A 14,127-nucleotide genomic window follows, 5' to 3' on the forward strand; every position below is an offset into this window, starting at 1 on the left:
GTAGAACAACGAGTCTTTGCACATAAACCACCTGTTTTTTTTATAAATAATGGCAACACATTGGCAACTTCGAGCACACGGTTCTTTGGTTGAACCGTGTGACTCATGGCCTGAATAAACGCAGCACACGAATAGTTATTATCGATATACCAGTCAAAAAAAAGCCCTCGACGCGGTTAACGTGGAAGGCTTTTTTATGTCACTGATTAAGCGTTCTGCTCGACGCCTATAGCACTTTCGCGTACGAGGGGCGCTTTTTCCCACTTGGCGATGACCAAGGGGGCAATTGCATTACCCAGCACGTTCAAGGTGGTGGTGCCGCTGTCGATAATCCTGAAAATACCGGCTATCAACGCGACGCCTTCCAGAGGCAGTCCGGCTGACGCCAGGGTCGCCGACAAAATAATGATGGCAAAACCAGGCACACCCGCAGCACCCTTCGACGTCAACACCATCGTGACCACCAGCAAAATTTGCTGAGTCAGTGACAGATCGATGCCGTAGAGCTGAGCGATAAAGATCGTCGCCACGCCCAGGAAGATGGACGCACCATCCAGGTTGAACGCATACCCCACCGGTACCACGAAGCTGACAATACGTTGAGGAACGCCGTAGTTCTCCAGCTTTTTCATCAATTGCGGCATGACCGCTGCGGAGGCCGCACTGGAGAACGCCAGAATCAGCTCATCCCTGAAGTACTTGATCAACTTGAAGACGTTTTCGCCAATCAGATAGCAAATGCCTCCAAGGACAATCAAGGCAAACGCAATCAGCGCGAGGTAAACCACGCCAATCAACTTGAGCAAAGGCAACAGCGAGGCGAAGCCAAAGGTCGCAACGGTCGAGCCGATCATACCGAATACGCCGATCGGCGCATAAGCCATGACAAACGAGACCACTTTGAACATCGCATCCGATAAGCCTTGAACGACTGAAATGACCGGTGCGCTTTTCTGTTTTGGCAGCGCGTTCAATGCCAACCCCAAGAGGACAGCAAAAAACAGCACTGACAGCAACTTCCCTTCCGACATCGCCACAATCACGTTATCGGGAACAATGTTCTGCAGGATAATAAGCGCGCCTTTTGAGGGCTCCATGTTGACCGTCGATGTACTGTGCGAGATGCCAGCAATTTCAGTGCCTTTACCAGGCTCGAAGAAGTTAGCGAAGCACAGGCCGAGGACAATGGCCAAACTGGTAATTGCAAAAAAGTAAATCAGCGATTTGGCACCCATACGTCCGAAGGACTTGTTATCGCCGCCTCCCGCAATACCGAGAATCATGCAGCAGAAAACAATGGGAACAACAACCATCTTCATCATCTTGATGAAAATGTCGCCAAGGGGTTTAAGAATTTCGGTACTGACCCAGACCTGATTTTGTGGATGGGTATTGAAGTACCAACCGACAAGCACGCCGAGCAAAAGCCCAGCAACAATTCGCCAAACCAATGGGATACGTTTCATGTCTAGCCTTTTTGTTGGAATGAAAGGACTGCTTGAGGGCAGTAGCTAGATTCATGAGCTTCCAGCTCATTAAGGTTTCCTGGCGCCATATTCGTGCGCCAGGTTATTTATTACTTGGCGAAGAGCTGGCTCATATCCTTGAATGCTTTGAACTCAAGCGCGTTACCACACGGGTCGAACAAGAACATCGTGGCTTGCTCACCAACCTGCCCTTTGAATCGAATGTAGGGTTCGATGACAAATTCAGTACCGAAGGACTTCAGGCGCTCGGCCAATGCTTCCCATTGCGCCCATTCCAGAATGATGCCGAAGTGAGGAACCGGTACGTCGTGGCCGTCAACCGGATTGCTGTGAACGCTTTCTTGAGAAGCGGTCTTTGGATGCTCGTGGATGACCAGTTGATGACCATAAAAATCAAAATCGACCCATTGAGTGCTGGAGCGCCCCTCGGAGAGTCCAAACACTTCGCCGTAGAACGTACGCGTAGCGGCCAGGTCGTAAACAGGAATTGCCAGGTGGAAAGGAGAAAGACTCATCAGGACTCCGAATGCAGTTTTTATAGGTTTATGAAGTCGGACAGCACGCTTACTGTCCGACAGCTTCTTTGAAGATGGATTTATGCTAAAGCGGCTCCACCGTAAATAAAATCAATATATATTTTTCATAAGCACAAATTATTTTTATCAATTATTCAACGCAAAATACACCGCTCGTCACAGCGTATCGGAGTACTTATGCCCGGCTTAGAAGGCTCCCGATCTTCCTACTGGTCCCAACCTGCCTGAATAGCGCGGGTGATTTCGTCGACGAATACGCGAGTTTTTGTTGGAACGAGTCGCCCCGGCGGCATCAACGCGTAAACCCCGCCACTCTCCGAGCCCTGCCATTGCGGCAGGACAGGCACAAGTTCACCATTGCGAACCGCGGGCCCCGCTAGCCAATCCGGAGTAAGGATGATGCCGACGCCTTTAGCAGCCGCTTGAAGCAGTGACTCTGAATTGTCCGAAATCAACGGGCCAGTTGGCCGTACCGTCCGGTGCTGACTGCCGTTTTTCAGTACCCAGTCTGGCCAGCTCGAGTGACTACTGAATCCCAGGCAGGCATGTTCAGCCAACGCTTCAGGCGTCTGAGGTTGACCGTACAAAGCGATATAGCTTGGGGATGCATAAAGCAGGTTGCGAAATGGCGCGATCTGCTTGGCGACGAGCGTGCTATCGCGCAACACCCCCACGCGGATAGCCACGTCAAACCCCTCAGCCACTACGTCGACGTAGCGATCAGCAAAACGCGCATCCACTCGGATTTTTGGATACTGTGCGATGAAAGCGGGCAGTAATGGCGCCACCCATCTGCGTCCAAAGGTGACGGGGATCGACACCCTGAGCAATCCCTGAGGACTGGCCGCGAAGTTACTCGCCTCTTGGCCGGCGCTGTCCAGTTCATCCAACAGTGCACGTACACGTTGATAGTAAAGCGTTCCAACTTCAGTCAGAGAGACGCGCCGCGTGGTGCGGGACAACAGTCGAATTCCGAGTCGCTCTTCCAGTTGCCCAATCCTTCGCGAGATGATCGTGGCGTCTCGTCCTATGACCTTGGCCGCATCTGTGAAGCTGAGGGCCTCCACTACCGCCACGAAGGCCGATAGCTCGTCCATGGTCACGCGACCTAACAACTCCTGCATATTATTCATGACGTTTATTCATTCAGACCTGACTTCCCAATACTGTGCGTCTATTAAATGTTTTCGGAAATCAGCTGATCGAAGGACACTCTCATGAAACGTCGAAAGAGTATTGGCGGCGAGCTTCCCTAGCTGAACCAGACATGGAGCTGTCGGCAAGCGAAGCCATAATCGATCACCCCTCAAGTACGCATTGATGTTGCGACCCCAACCCTCGTAGCACCGCAATATCCCTCTTAGGGGGGACGCCGAACAGCCGGCTGTATTCGCGGCTGAACTGGGATTGGCTTTCATAGCCGACCTTGAAAGCCGAACTGGGAACGTCCTGGTGTTCATTGAGCATCAATCGCGTTGCCTCATTCAGTCGCAGCCATTTTTTGGTACTGCAAAGGGCTCATTGCGGTAAGTTGGCGGAAGTGGTGGTGAAAGGTCGAAGTGCTCCTCTGCAGACGGGCTGCAAGGTTATCGACGCGAAGCGCCGAGGTATAATTCAACTTCAGCCAATCGATGGCTTTTGCGATCAGATAACCTTCGCCATCGACAGACGTTTTTTGTCGCAGCCGACTCGCCTGATCACTCTGCAAGAGACGGCAGTGAAGCTCGCGTTGGATCAAGGAAGCAGGACAGGGATGGGCTCCGGCTAATCGAGCAGTGCCAATAAGGGGCATAACCCTGCAAGCCGATGACACTGGCCAACGATGTAAAGTTGATGACTCAACCCTCCCCGCTGGCTTTCAGGTGTGGGTACCCGGGCGTTAGATGCCAGACTTCAAGACCATTGCCAACTTCCGAAAAGACAACAGCAAGACCATCCGAGACGTATGCCGCCAGTTCGTTGCGCTGTGTCAGCAATTGGGATTATTCGGAGAAAATCTGTTCGCCATCGACGGCAAATTCAAAGCAATCAACAATCGCGACCGTAATTTCATCAGCGCTAAACTGAAACGGGGAATGGAAGAAATTGAATCGAGCATCAACCGTTACCTGCTAGCACTCGATGCTGCCGAACAGCAAAAGACCACGTCTTCGGAGCCAAACGCCGTACGGCTGGAGGAGAAAATCGCCAAGCTGAAGACGCAAATAATGGAGCTTCAGGCGATTGAAATCCAGCTTAACTAATCGCCGGGCAAACAGGTCTCACTGACCGATCCAGATGTCAGTTCCATGATGAATCGCGGCACGGGAATCGACGGCTACAACGTGCAGGCAGCGGTCGATACTAGAAGGCATGGCCATGCAAGTTTTGAGTGAAGATGACCGGGTAGAATTAGCAATAATTGCATCGGTATCTATATCCTGCTCCCATCTAAAAGCGGATAACGAGCACTTGCCACAAGTGGATCGTGAATATCGCCCCATAAGCCCCTGGCCAAATCCAGGGGCTCAGAGTCGTTCATCCTTTTTACTTTTTGAACATGTAGGTTTTCGTATTGGTAAATCCAGCTAAGCCTTCAACACCGTTCTCTACTCCAAGGCCAGACAGCTTGTGCCCACCGAAAGGCATGTCGACGCCATGGACATGAATCTCGTTAACCCAAACAGTTCCGGTCTCCATTCGCTTGGCGACAGCAACTGCGGCATCTCGATCTTTGCCCCAGACCGAGCCGCCCAAACCATAGGGTGAGGCATTGACGCGATCGATGACTTCATCGACATCGTCATAAGCAATGACGGGGAGCACCGGGCCGAAAGGTTCTTCCTGGACGATTCGGCTGGACTCAGGCGGGTTGTCCACGATCGTCACGGGAACAAAGTACCCTGACGCACTCGCATCCACGGTACCGCCTACTGCGATCTTGTATCCTTCCGCACGAGTGTCCTGAAGCAGATCCTGCAGCTTTTCATACTGCATTCGGTTCTGAACCGGGCCCAGCTCCGTGTCAGGGCTCATGCCATCACCAACCTTCACCGATTTCGCGTAGTCGACCAGCGCCGCAGTAAATTCGGCGTGGATGCTTGAGTGCACATATAGCCTTTTAACGGCCACACACCACTGCCCCGAGTTTCCAAAAGCTGCCCAGAACAGCGTTTTAACAAGCGGCCGCCAGTCTGCATCCGGAAGTACGATCGCAGCATCGTTACCTCCCAGCTCTAGCGTCAGCCGTTTCAGGTTACTCGCACCACTTGCCATCACTTTTTGCCCGGTCGCGGAAGATCCTGTGAAACTGATCTTTGCGATTGCTGGGTGTTCGGTCATGATCTGGCCAAGATGATTACCGCCTGAAACAATGTTTAGAACCCCTTTGGGGAACACGTTCTGCGCGATCTCACCAATGAGCAGCGAGGTCAGCGGTGTATATGGAGAGGGCTTAACAACCATCGTATTACCGGTCAGCAAGCAAGGCGCAATCTTCCAAAGCGCGAGCAGTACCGGGTAGTTCCAAGGAGTAATTGCACCAACGATCCCCAAAGGGGTGTAGTGAACTTCGACTGTATGCTCAGGCGTATCCTCTATAACACGAGCTGGGAGCTGTCGTTTCGCGATCTCCCGCACCCAACTGATGGCATAATCCACCTCAAAACGAGCTTGACTGTGAAGTGGCTTACCCTGCTCGAAGGTGAGCAATGTGGTCAGTTGCTCTTTACGTTTCTCCAACGAGTCTGCGAACACCTCAATTAGCTCTGCACGCTGCCCCCACGGGGTAATTGACCAGCGCTTGAACGCAGCTGCCGCCGCATTAATCGCATCCTCCAATTGCTCTACCGAAGCATCAGGTGCTTTGTATATGACCTGACCCGTTGCTGGGTTAAAAACATCGAAGGTCTTTTCTGAGCTGACCAATTGGCCGTTCACAGACAAGTAATAATTCTCGGGCAAACCCAGGTCTTTCAATGTTACAGCTTGCTGATTCGTGATCATGACTGCCTTCTTCGCATGTTGTCTTTATACGATGCCTACCATCAAGACCACGAAGTGCCTGGCTCGACACTCACTGACTATCCGTAGGCGACATGAACTCTGCATTAGCGAGGCCTGAGGTATTTTTCCTGCCGGCCCTACCGAGGCTGTTGGGCTCTAACAACGAACCAACTATCGAGCTCAATAGCTCTTACATTCCCTTGGCGTAACATGTAACACCCAATCGCGCTGTCCAAGCTTGAGCGTCATCAAGATAGAGCTCCGCTGTCGGATTCAGCTCGGACGTATCGTCCAGCGTACCAGCCTTGATGAAAGCCAAGCCTGGAATAGAGTCGCAGCGACTGACGATGGGTGATCCGCAACGAGTGCAGAAGCTTCGCTGAACGGGCTGACCGCTGTCACCCTGTGTTATGAAAGTACCCAGCGTTTCCCCGAGAACTTTCAGCTCTGGATCTTGGACACCCACCACCAAGGATGCATAGCTGCCCGTCTGGCGTTGACATGTCTTGCAGTGACAGACTGCCGTTAGCGCCGGCTGACCATCAAAGCTGTAGGAAACTCCGCCGCAATTACAATGCCCTGTCAATTTCACTTTAATCACCATTAGTCTTATATAAAACTTAATGCTCCATAGCTCCTTGGAATTCTTCCCAAGGAGCTACCTAGTGCACAATCAAAGTATCAATCGTAGAGATGGAAAAGTTTCGAGACCACCTTCCATTTCCCGTCTACTTTGAGCAGCGAGTGATAATCAGTATAGTTTCCACCATCGGCTGCGTGCTCAAGCTCAATTCGCACAACTGCCGTGGTTGGAGTCATCGCCAGGACGTCGATTCTGGACTTCATATCCGGGCCAGCGCCAAACTGCTCCACGTATCCGTTAAGATTATTAATACTGCCTCCAAGAAGATCACCTTTAAAGAAACCGTACATGATTGCATCTTCATGGAAGGTTCTCATAATGGTGTCGAAATTACCCTTCTCCAATCCCTCTACGTAGCCATCGATAATAGCGGCCAATACTTCTTCATAGTCACTGATAGCATTGATATTTTTGTTGTAAGACATTATATAGCTCCCGCTTTATGGTGTGAGGTATTCGGATATTAGCCGTGCCATGGATATCTCAAAGGATGCTTAAAGGTCTTAGCCCTTGAAATATCCACCATCTAAAACAGTCAATTTTTCTGGAAAACTTCAATCTGTTCAACAGACCAAGCCAGTGTCAGATGGTTAACTCAGCCTAGCCCGATCACAATCCCTTAGCAACGGTCTAGAATTTTTCAAATGAGCCCATAAATTTAAGAGACTCTACTCGAAAACGCCTCCAAAGCCCCATTCTAGAGAGGTCAGAGAGATTCTCTCTCTCTTTGTATTTCTGATTTCACAATGGAGGCTTTAGAAAATACTAACGCCATTTATAACCTGGACATCGGAATCCAGCGTGCTAATAAGGGTTCGCCATAACGGATAAAGCTAACAATCCTCGCCATACGACTTACAGATTCTTAAGCGCATACGACCGGTACTCAGCAGATCACCTAAGAATTTCAAGTCTCAACAAGTAATTCTCAACGAACGACGGAGTTAATTGTCGATGCAAGCTTTCATCAAAAAGCAAAAGCCGGACATCCCTCACTGTTTGTGACTAAGCATCAAAGAAAAAAACAGTCGCTCAGTTGCGGATCTCCGCATGGAGTTCAATTATTACTCATGCCGACGCTTCATCAGCACGCATGATGATACGCGACAGAGAGAGAAACATCCGCCTGCTCGGCTTTAGTGCTTCAATTCATATCAAAAGGCACGCAACAACACCAACAATCAGAACACAATCAGGTCACGCAACCCTGTGCCGCTAGCAAGTCGGTCAAATCCACTATTGATATCTTTGAGCATCAATTTTTCCCCGACCAAGCGATTGACAGGTAATTTTCCTGCCTTGAACAAACCAATATATCGAGGAATATCACGAACAGGAACGCACGAGCCAATATAGCTTCCTTTGATAGTGCGCTCTTCGGCTGTAATTGACAGTTGATTGAGCGCCCAAGTCTCTTGTGGATGAGGCAGGCCAGCGGTCACAGTGGTGCCACCTCGACGAGTCGCTTGGTAAGCCAACTGCATAGCCGCCACGGAGCCCGCAAACTCAAAGGAGAAATCGGCCCCGCCTCGGGTGAACTCCTTAATCTTCTCTACAGCATCGGCATCCCTAGCGTTCACCACAAACGATGCGCCAAGCTGCAAAGCTAAATCTAGCTTGCTCTGATGTACATCAACTGCCACTACCGGATTGGCACCGGAAGCGAGAGCTCCCAACAGAGCGCTCAGGCCAACACCCCCCAAACCAACAATTAGCGCTGAAGCGCCAGGGCGTACCTGCCCTGTGTTCACCACTGCCCCCACTCCAGTGAGCACTGCACAACCGAAGATTGCGGCTTCGATAAGATCTATGTCGTCATCGATCGGTATACATGATTGCGCAGAAACGACAGCATGATCAGAAAATGCTGATACTCCGCAATGGTGGTTGATCCGCTCTTGGGCAGAACTAAGACGCCAGCCACCACCGAGCATTTCACCACCAGCGTTGGCAGTATTTGCGGGGTCACACAGAGCTGGTCGTCCTTCCATGCAGGATAGGCAATGCCCACAGCTGGGAACAAATACTAAAGCGACCTTCTGCCCAACCCTGACACTACTCACCCCAAGACCAATCTCAACAATCTCCGCGCTTGCCTCATGCCCGAGCGCGATGGGTAGAGGACGCGGACGCACGCCTGTAATCACCGAAAGATCAGAATGACATAACCCTGCGGCGATAATCCTAACGAGCACCTCACCCGAGCCTGGAGGCGCAAGCTCCAACTCCTCAATTAGGAGCGGCTTACTTTCTGCAAAGGGCATCGACGCACCCATTTCACGAAGTACGGCTGAACGAATTTTCATTGCTTTTCTCCCATTCCGAGATCAGCTATCGAGTTCTATCAGCGCTGGAGCCCGCATGCAGAACTGACCATTAGCAGATGAAGCTTAGCGCTCCCAGGGACGCACCTAGTCAGAGTCACCTAAATGAACAGCAAAGGAAGCACCAAACTGCCGCATGGGCATCGCGAAAAATAGACGACACGTTCGAAAACCCGTTCTCAAGCTCCCAGAAAGGTAACGATCAGGAGGGATTCATTGATTTTTGGGTGCCTCGAAAACTCCTGAGGGTGCCTAGGTTGAAAGCTCCCGTCTCTAATGAATCATTCGTAAAGGCTTAAATGCTCCCAAGCTGATGTGACGTTTAGTCCGCCCTAGCAACACCGATCACCGATCACACAGAGTGCTCCAATGCACAAGCTAATGGCGTTCATTTTCAATTAAAGCAGGGTTATGTAATTGCTAATTCCTTTAATGGTGAGTCGAAGGCAACCTGCCTTTCATCACACCACAAAAACAAGAACCGACCGAGGTGTCCCACGTTGGTGAGAACGAAGCTGAATACCATTCGTTTGAGAATATTCGCCACCATGATCGCGGGATTATCCCCTCTTCTGGCTTACGCAGGGCCCGAAATGGCCGCGACGGCGAAGGACGAAATTATTGCCAAAACCGTCATGGATACGGCATCTAGCAATCATGCGACCGAGGTCTCTTGGCCCTTAAGAACTCAACATAACCAATTTTCGGTATGTCATTACGGCCAACCTCTTCCTTTTCATCAACTTGAACATACGCGGAGAAGCACATGCCTCAATTAAAAAATAAAGTCACTATCGTCACAGGTGCTGCTAGCGGTTTTGGTGCTTGCATTGCACGTCAGTACATCGCTGAAGGTGCAAAAGTTGTCCTAGCCGACATTAATTTCGAAGCTGCTAGCAAGCTTGCCGATGAACTAGGCCCTAACGCTATTGCCGCTGCTTGTGATGTTACCAATGCTGACCAAGTGCTTGCCGCCGTTACATTGTGCGTAAAGACCTTTGGTGTACCTGATGTAGTAGTGAACAACGCCGGCATCACTCATCGTAATCAACCACTGCTGGACGTGGATGAGAAGACGTTCGATCGCGTCTTTGCGGTGAATGTGAAATCTATTTTCCACATGGTCAAGGCCGTTGTTCCGCTTATGCGCGAGCGCAAATCGGGCTCCATCATCAATGTCGGTTCTGTGGCCGGCATCCGTCCCCGTCCTGGATTGACTTGGTACAACAGTTCAAAAGGTGCTGTAAATCTGCTGTCGAAATCTTTGGCCGTTGAACTTGGCCCAGACGGAATTCGCGTTAACAACATCTGCCCTGTTATAGGGGAGACAGCCATGCTTGAAGATTTTTTAGGAATGCCTGATACCCCAGAAAATCGCCAAAAATTCTTGGCCACCATTCCTCTTGGACGCCTGTCAAAGCCATCAGATGTTGCAGCTGTTGCTGTGTTCCTAGCAACAGACGCCGCTGAATTTCTGAATGGTGTGGAATTGCCAGTAGACGGTGGTCGAATCATCTGATGAGTTAAAATTTTTGCCCCTTCTCGCGCCAAAAAACGGCTGGTTCGAGCGGGGGCTTTTTTTACTAGCATTTAATGACCAGTCTGGCCATGACCTAGTCATTAGTTTCAAAAAAACCTTCAGGGCTATAAAAACAGAACTAATATTGAAAAGTTAAGTATTAATCCTTCGGAGTTTTACTTAGGAGCATCAGGTTTCAGCAACCGAATTAAGCTTCTTACACAACCTGGCAATGCGTCCAGTTCGCGAACCAATATACTCCTCTCTCTGACTGCCCAAGGCTCGTCAAGCTGCACGACTGATATCTGCATCGTCTTCTTGTGTCGCAGCGCGGAGGACTCCGGAATGACGCCAATCCCCACACCCGCCTCAACCATTCGACAGATAGACTCAAAACTCGAAACTTGGATTCGCCAAGATAGACTTTTACCTAGCTTCTCGGCCTGGTCTCTCATGAATTCTTGGAGTGTACTACCCTCTTGTAGCCCAACGTGAGAATAGGACATTGTGCTAATCAGTTTTTGAGGGGTAGGGAGGTCTAACTTATGGCCAACCGGGACAACAAGTACCAACCTATCCGTACTGAAATGGATCACTTCCAGATCTGCAGAAGCAACAGGCCCCGCAATAATTCCCAGATCCGTCGCCCCTTCAACAACACCCCTGACAATTTCCTTAGATGGCCTCTCTTGCAAATCCACTGTTACACCCGGGTTCTTGGCAAGGAAACCAGCCAGCAATTCAGGCAAGAACTCGGTGACGGCGGTTGTATTTGCGAAAATTCTTATATGCCCTGAAGATTCCGCACCGAACTCGGCAAATTCGGTTTTTAGATACGCCATCTGCCGCATGACAAGACGCGCATGTTTAAGCAGTCGGGCTCCAGACTCGGTCAGTTCCACCCCGCGACTATCCCTGTAGAGCAGATGCGTATTGAGTTGGGCCTCAAGTGCTTTGATCCTCACGCTAGCCGCAGCCGGAGAGATGAACGCCCGCTTTGCTCCTTGCGTAAGACTGGGTGCTTCGGCGATGTGGATGAAAAGCTCTAAGTCTTTGAAGTCTATGTGCATTGATAGCGACCTGCAGGCTTTGGGTGTTAGCTCACTGCTAACGGCGGCTTTAGAAAACGCAAATATACAGAACACCAAGAGCGTCTCATGATCGGAACTCAAGAACAACGCCAGTTCTGAATTTTCCTGAATTTTATTATTTATTGCTCATACGTTGCTGATTCAACGAACACATTACAAAAACTCAATTTAGCACTGACCCACGGTCTTTGACGGAGCATGAACGTGACTGAACTCCGAGCTTCTCCCCGCCCGCTCGATGGCATTACCGTCATCAGTCTTGAGCACGCTATTGCTGCACCATTTTGTACACGTCAACTGGCTGATCTAGGTGCTCGCGTTATTAAAATTGAGCGCACAAAGGTTGGCGATTTTGCTCGTGCTTATGACACTCGTACAAATGGTCTCGCGTCCCACTTTGTTTGGACAAATCGCTCTAAGGAAAGCCTAGCTCTCGATATCAAAAAACCAGGGGCTGATGCCATCGTAGATGCGCTGCTAGCCAAAGCAGACGTGCTGGTTCAAAACCTCGCCCCCGGCGCCACCGCACGCATGGGGCTATCTTTCGAAGCGCTGCATAGCCGATTCCCCAAACTTATCGTTTGTGATATTTCGGGATACGGAGAGGGTGGGCCCTACGAGAAGAAAAAAGCCTATGACCTGTTGATCCAGAGTGAGGGTGGGTTCCTGTCAGTGACTGGCGGCCCAGGGGACGATGAGATTGCAAAGGCAGGCTGCTCAATCGCTGATATCGCCGCAGGCATGTACGCCTACAGCGGGATTCTCTCGGCCTTGCACCTGCGCGAAAAAACGGGTGTCGGAAGCCGCATTGACGTAAGCATGCTGGAAAGCTTGGTCGAGTGGATGGGGTACCCCCTCTACTATGCATTTGATGGTGCGCCACCTCCACCCCGCGCAGGCGCTGCACACTCGACGATTTACCCCTATGGGCCATTCCCTGCGAGCCAGGGTGAAACGGTAATGCTCGGTTTGCAAAATGAACGCGAATGGGCACTGTTTTGCGAGAAAGTCTTAGAAGTGCCAGAACTTCTCGAAGATTTTCGCTTCAACTCCAACGCCAACCGCTCGATGAATCGAGAGGCACTCCGGGCAATCATTGTCGAGAAGTTCGCCGCACTTGGAACCGAAACAGTGATTTCACGAATGGATAACGCCCCCATTGCCAACGCAAAGGTCAACACGATGCAACAGGTCTGGGAGCATCCTCAATTAAAGGCGCGTGAGCGCTGGGTTGATGTGGACAGCCCCATGGGGAAAATCCCCGCCCTCCTGCCCCCTGCGGCAAACAAAGCTTATAAGCCTAGGATGGATGCGATCCCAGGCCTAGGACAACACAACGATTCGATCTTGGCTGAGCTTGGTTATTCTAAACAAGACATCGCCCAACTCAGGGAAGCAGGCGCGTTATGAGCAAGCAAATCATCCGCCCTGTAAGAAGCGCGCTGTTTGTACCCGGTAATCGTCCGGAGCGATTTAGCAAAGCTCTAGCCAGCGGTGCAGACAAGGTCATCGTTGACTTTGAGGATTCCGTAGATGAGTCCCAGAAACAGGTGGCTCGTGAAAACCTCAAAGCTTTTCTTGCCAACAACCCCACTGCAGTCGTGGTGGTTCGCATCAATGCGGCAGCACATCCGGAACACGAAGCAGACATAGCCTTCTGCGCATCTCTCCCTCAGGTTGAGGCAGTGCTACTCCCGAAAGCAGAGAGCCGCGAGCAGGTAGACCGAGTGGGTCGAACGGGCAAGCGTGTATGGGCGCTCATCGAGAGTCTGGCAGGCCTAGACCACATCGCCGAAATTGCCAAGGGTGTCAATGTCGAGCGCCTGACATACGGAGCCTTGGATCTTGGCGTTGATCTAGGACTCAAGGCAACCAGCGCGGCAGCGCAGCGAATGTTTGATCAAGTGCGTTTTACCATCGTACTGGCGTCAACCCGATCCAAGCTTGCGTCTCCCCTGGAGACGGTCTTCCCCGATATCGCCAATGCTGCCGAACTGAAGACCTTCGCTCGAAATGCACTGGAGATGGGGATGGGGGGAATGCTATGTATCCATCCCTCACAAGCCACCACTGCCAATGAGGCTTTCTCGCCATCAATGGACGAAATCGAGTGGGCTAAGAAGGTGATTTCTGCATCCAAGGACTCGCCCGGTGCTTTCAGCTTGGAAGGAAAGATGGTCGACGCCCCAGTGATCGCACTGGCCCACAAGATATTGTGTCACGTAGGCAGCGTCTCTTGAGTTCAATCATCGAGGGCAAACTGCCCTCGCTCCAGATCGTTGAGCATGGCGGCTCCACAGGATGTTTATCCAGCCCCGAAGGAAGTGAGTTGGAGTTGGACTTCGACGGACGCTGATCGAGAGGCTGACACGATTGGATGATCGTCCCTCAAAACACATGGACGGAAGTCTCAGATTCATCGTCACGACTGTATTGCAGGACGCCATCCACTTTCGCATCTCAAATTCGAGCTGGATCCAGACGTCAGCTACATCAATCAGCTATCGACTCAGATGAACGCTCGCAGCATCTTTGCGACCATC

11 protein-coding genes and 2 pseudogenes are annotated in these 14,127 nt (G+C 51.0%); 4 read left to right on the forward strand and 9 right to left on the reverse strand.

Features of this window, described 5'->3' with window-relative positions; all coding sequences use genetic code 11:
- Window positions 1-206: 206 nt before the first annotated feature.
- The 4 genes and pseudogenes from ACN1C3_RS14145 to ACN1C3_RS14160 form a co-directional block, all read right to left on the reverse strand.
- Window positions 207-1,466 (reverse strand): cation:dicarboxylate symporter family transporter, encoded by a 1,260-nt coding sequence (locus tag ACN1C3_RS14145; RefSeq protein ID WP_419116431.1) that lies wholly within the window; start codon window positions 1,464-1,466, stop codon window positions 207-209.
- A 110-nt stretch (window positions 1,467-1,576) separates the two neighbouring features.
- Window positions 1,577-2,002, reverse strand: a complete 426-nt coding sequence (locus ACN1C3_RS14150) for a VOC family protein (RefSeq protein ID WP_154863206.1) — start codon at window positions 2,000-2,002, stop codon at window positions 1,577-1,579.
- A 227-nt stretch (window positions 2,003-2,229) separates the two neighbouring features.
- Complete coding sequence (locus ACN1C3_RS14155; RefSeq protein ID WP_419116432.1) at window positions 2,230-3,156, reverse strand: LysR substrate-binding domain-containing protein; 927 nt, start codon at window positions 3,154-3,156, stop codon at window positions 2,230-2,232.
- Window positions 3,157-3,322: 166 nt separating this feature from the next.
- A pseudogene (locus ACN1C3_RS14160) lies at window positions 3,323-3,808 on the reverse strand (helix-turn-helix domain-containing protein); the annotation flags it as partial.
- A 98-nt stretch (window positions 3,809-3,906) separates the two neighbouring features.
- On the opposite strand from ACN1C3_RS14160, the pseudogene ACN1C3_RS14165 reads away from it, so the two are divergent.
- Window positions 3,907-4,377 (forward strand): annotated as a pseudogene (locus tag ACN1C3_RS14165) (IS5/IS1182 family transposase); the annotation flags it as partial.
- 172 nt (window positions 4,378-4,549) lie between these two features.
- Here the strand turns inward: ACN1C3_RS14165 and ACN1C3_RS14170 are convergent.
- From ACN1C3_RS14170 to ACN1C3_RS14185, 4 genes are all read right to left on the reverse strand, one after another.
- Entirely contained in the window at window positions 4,550-6,007 is a 1,458-nt protein-coding gene (locus tag ACN1C3_RS14170) for an aldehyde dehydrogenase family protein (protein ID WP_419116433.1), read from the reverse strand.
- Window positions 6,008-6,197: 190 nt separating this feature from the next.
- Complete coding sequence (locus ACN1C3_RS14175; RefSeq protein WP_419116434.1) at window positions 6,198-6,611, reverse strand: GFA family protein; 414 nt, start codon at window positions 6,609-6,611, stop codon at window positions 6,198-6,200.
- Window positions 6,612-6,688: 77 nt separating this feature from the next.
- On the reverse strand, window positions 6,689-7,075 hold the full coding sequence (locus ACN1C3_RS14180; RefSeq protein WP_419116435.1) for a nuclear transport factor 2 family protein: 387 nt from the start codon (window positions 7,073-7,075) through the stop codon (window positions 6,689-6,691).
- 756 nt (window positions 7,076-7,831) lie between these two features.
- Entirely contained in the window at window positions 7,832-8,956 is a 1,125-nt protein-coding gene (locus ACN1C3_RS14185) for a zinc-dependent alcohol dehydrogenase family protein (RefSeq protein ID WP_419116436.1), read from the reverse strand.
- A 784-nt stretch (window positions 8,957-9,740) separates the two neighbouring features.
- On the opposite strand from ACN1C3_RS14185, the gene ACN1C3_RS14190 reads away from it, so the two are divergent.
- On the forward strand, window positions 9,741-10,493 hold the full coding sequence (locus tag ACN1C3_RS14190) for an SDR family oxidoreductase (protein ID WP_419116437.1): 753 nt from the start codon (window positions 9,741-9,743) through the stop codon (window positions 10,491-10,493).
- A gap of 176 nt (window positions 10,494-10,669) precedes the next feature.
- Here ACN1C3_RS14190 and ACN1C3_RS14195 read toward each other — a convergent pair whose 3' ends face one another.
- Window positions 10,670-11,563 (reverse strand): LysR substrate-binding domain-containing protein, encoded by an 894-nt coding sequence (locus ACN1C3_RS14195; protein WP_419116438.1) that lies wholly within the window; start codon window positions 11,561-11,563, stop codon window positions 10,670-10,672.
- A 219-nt stretch (window positions 11,564-11,782) separates the two neighbouring features.
- Here ACN1C3_RS14195 and ACN1C3_RS14200 point away from each other — a divergent pair, with 219 nt between their 5' ends.
- The gene (locus ACN1C3_RS14200) at window positions 11,783-12,994 is read left to right on the forward strand and encodes a CaiB/BaiF CoA transferase family protein (protein ID WP_419116439.1); all 1,212 of its coding nucleotides are present in this window, start codon (window positions 11,783-11,785) and stop codon (window positions 12,992-12,994) included.
- On the forward strand, window positions 12,991-13,824 hold the full coding sequence (locus ACN1C3_RS14205) for an HpcH/HpaI aldolase/citrate lyase family protein (RefSeq protein WP_419116440.1): 834 nt from the start codon (window positions 12,991-12,993) through the stop codon (window positions 13,822-13,824). Before ACN1C3_RS14200 ends, ACN1C3_RS14205 begins: the two co-directional genes overlap by 4 nt.
- Window positions 13,825-14,127: the final 303 nt, after the last annotated feature.

The sequence above is a fragment of the Pseudomonas sp. H11T01 genome (assembly GCF_048515765.1).
Classification (GTDB): Bacteria; Pseudomonadota; Gammaproteobacteria; order Pseudomonadales; family Pseudomonadaceae; genus Aquipseudomonas.

What these genes read in the sequence shown, in the direction of transcription:
- ACN1C3_RS14145 (WP_419116431.1), bottom strand. Translation starts at nt 1,466, where the DNA reads ATGAAACGTATCCCATTGGTTTGGCGAATTGTTGCTGGGCTTTTGCTC.
- ACN1C3_RS14150 (WP_154863206.1), bottom strand. Translation starts at nt 2,002, where the DNA reads ATGAGTCTTTCTCCTTTCCACCTGGCAATTCCTGTTTACGACCTGGCC.
- ACN1C3_RS14155 (WP_419116432.1), bottom strand. Translation starts at nt 3,156, where the DNA reads ATGAATAATATGCAGGAGTTGTTAGGTCGCGTGACCATGGACGAGCTA.
- ACN1C3_RS14170 (WP_419116433.1), bottom strand. Translation starts at nt 6,007, where the DNA reads ATGATCACGAATCAGCAAGCTGTAACATTGAAAGACCTGGGTTTGCCC.
- ACN1C3_RS14175 (WP_419116434.1), bottom strand. Translation starts at nt 6,611, where the DNA reads ATGGTGATTAAAGTGAAATTGACAGGGCATTGTAATTGCGGCGGAGTT.
- ACN1C3_RS14180 (WP_419116435.1), bottom strand. Translation starts at nt 7,075, where the DNA reads ATGTCTTACAACAAAAATATCAATGCTATCAGTGACTATGAAGAAGTA.
- ACN1C3_RS14185 (WP_419116436.1), bottom strand. Translation starts at nt 8,956, where the DNA reads ATGAAAATTCGTTCAGCCGTACTTCGTGAAATGGGTGCGTCGATGCCC.
- ACN1C3_RS14190 (WP_419116437.1), top strand. Translation starts at nt 9,741, where the DNA reads ATGCCTCAATTAAAAAATAAAGTCACTATCGTCACAGGTGCTGCTAGC.
- ACN1C3_RS14195 (WP_419116438.1), bottom strand. Translation starts at nt 11,563, where the DNA reads ATGCACATAGACTTCAAAGACTTAGAGCTTTTCATCCACATCGCCGAA.
- ACN1C3_RS14200 (WP_419116439.1), top strand. Translation starts at nt 11,783, where the DNA reads ATGAACGTGACTGAACTCCGAGCTTCTCCCCGCCCGCTCGATGGCATT.
- ACN1C3_RS14205 (WP_419116440.1), top strand. Translation starts at nt 12,991, where the DNA reads ATGAGCAAGCAAATCATCCGCCCTGTAAGAAGCGCGCTGTTTGTACCC.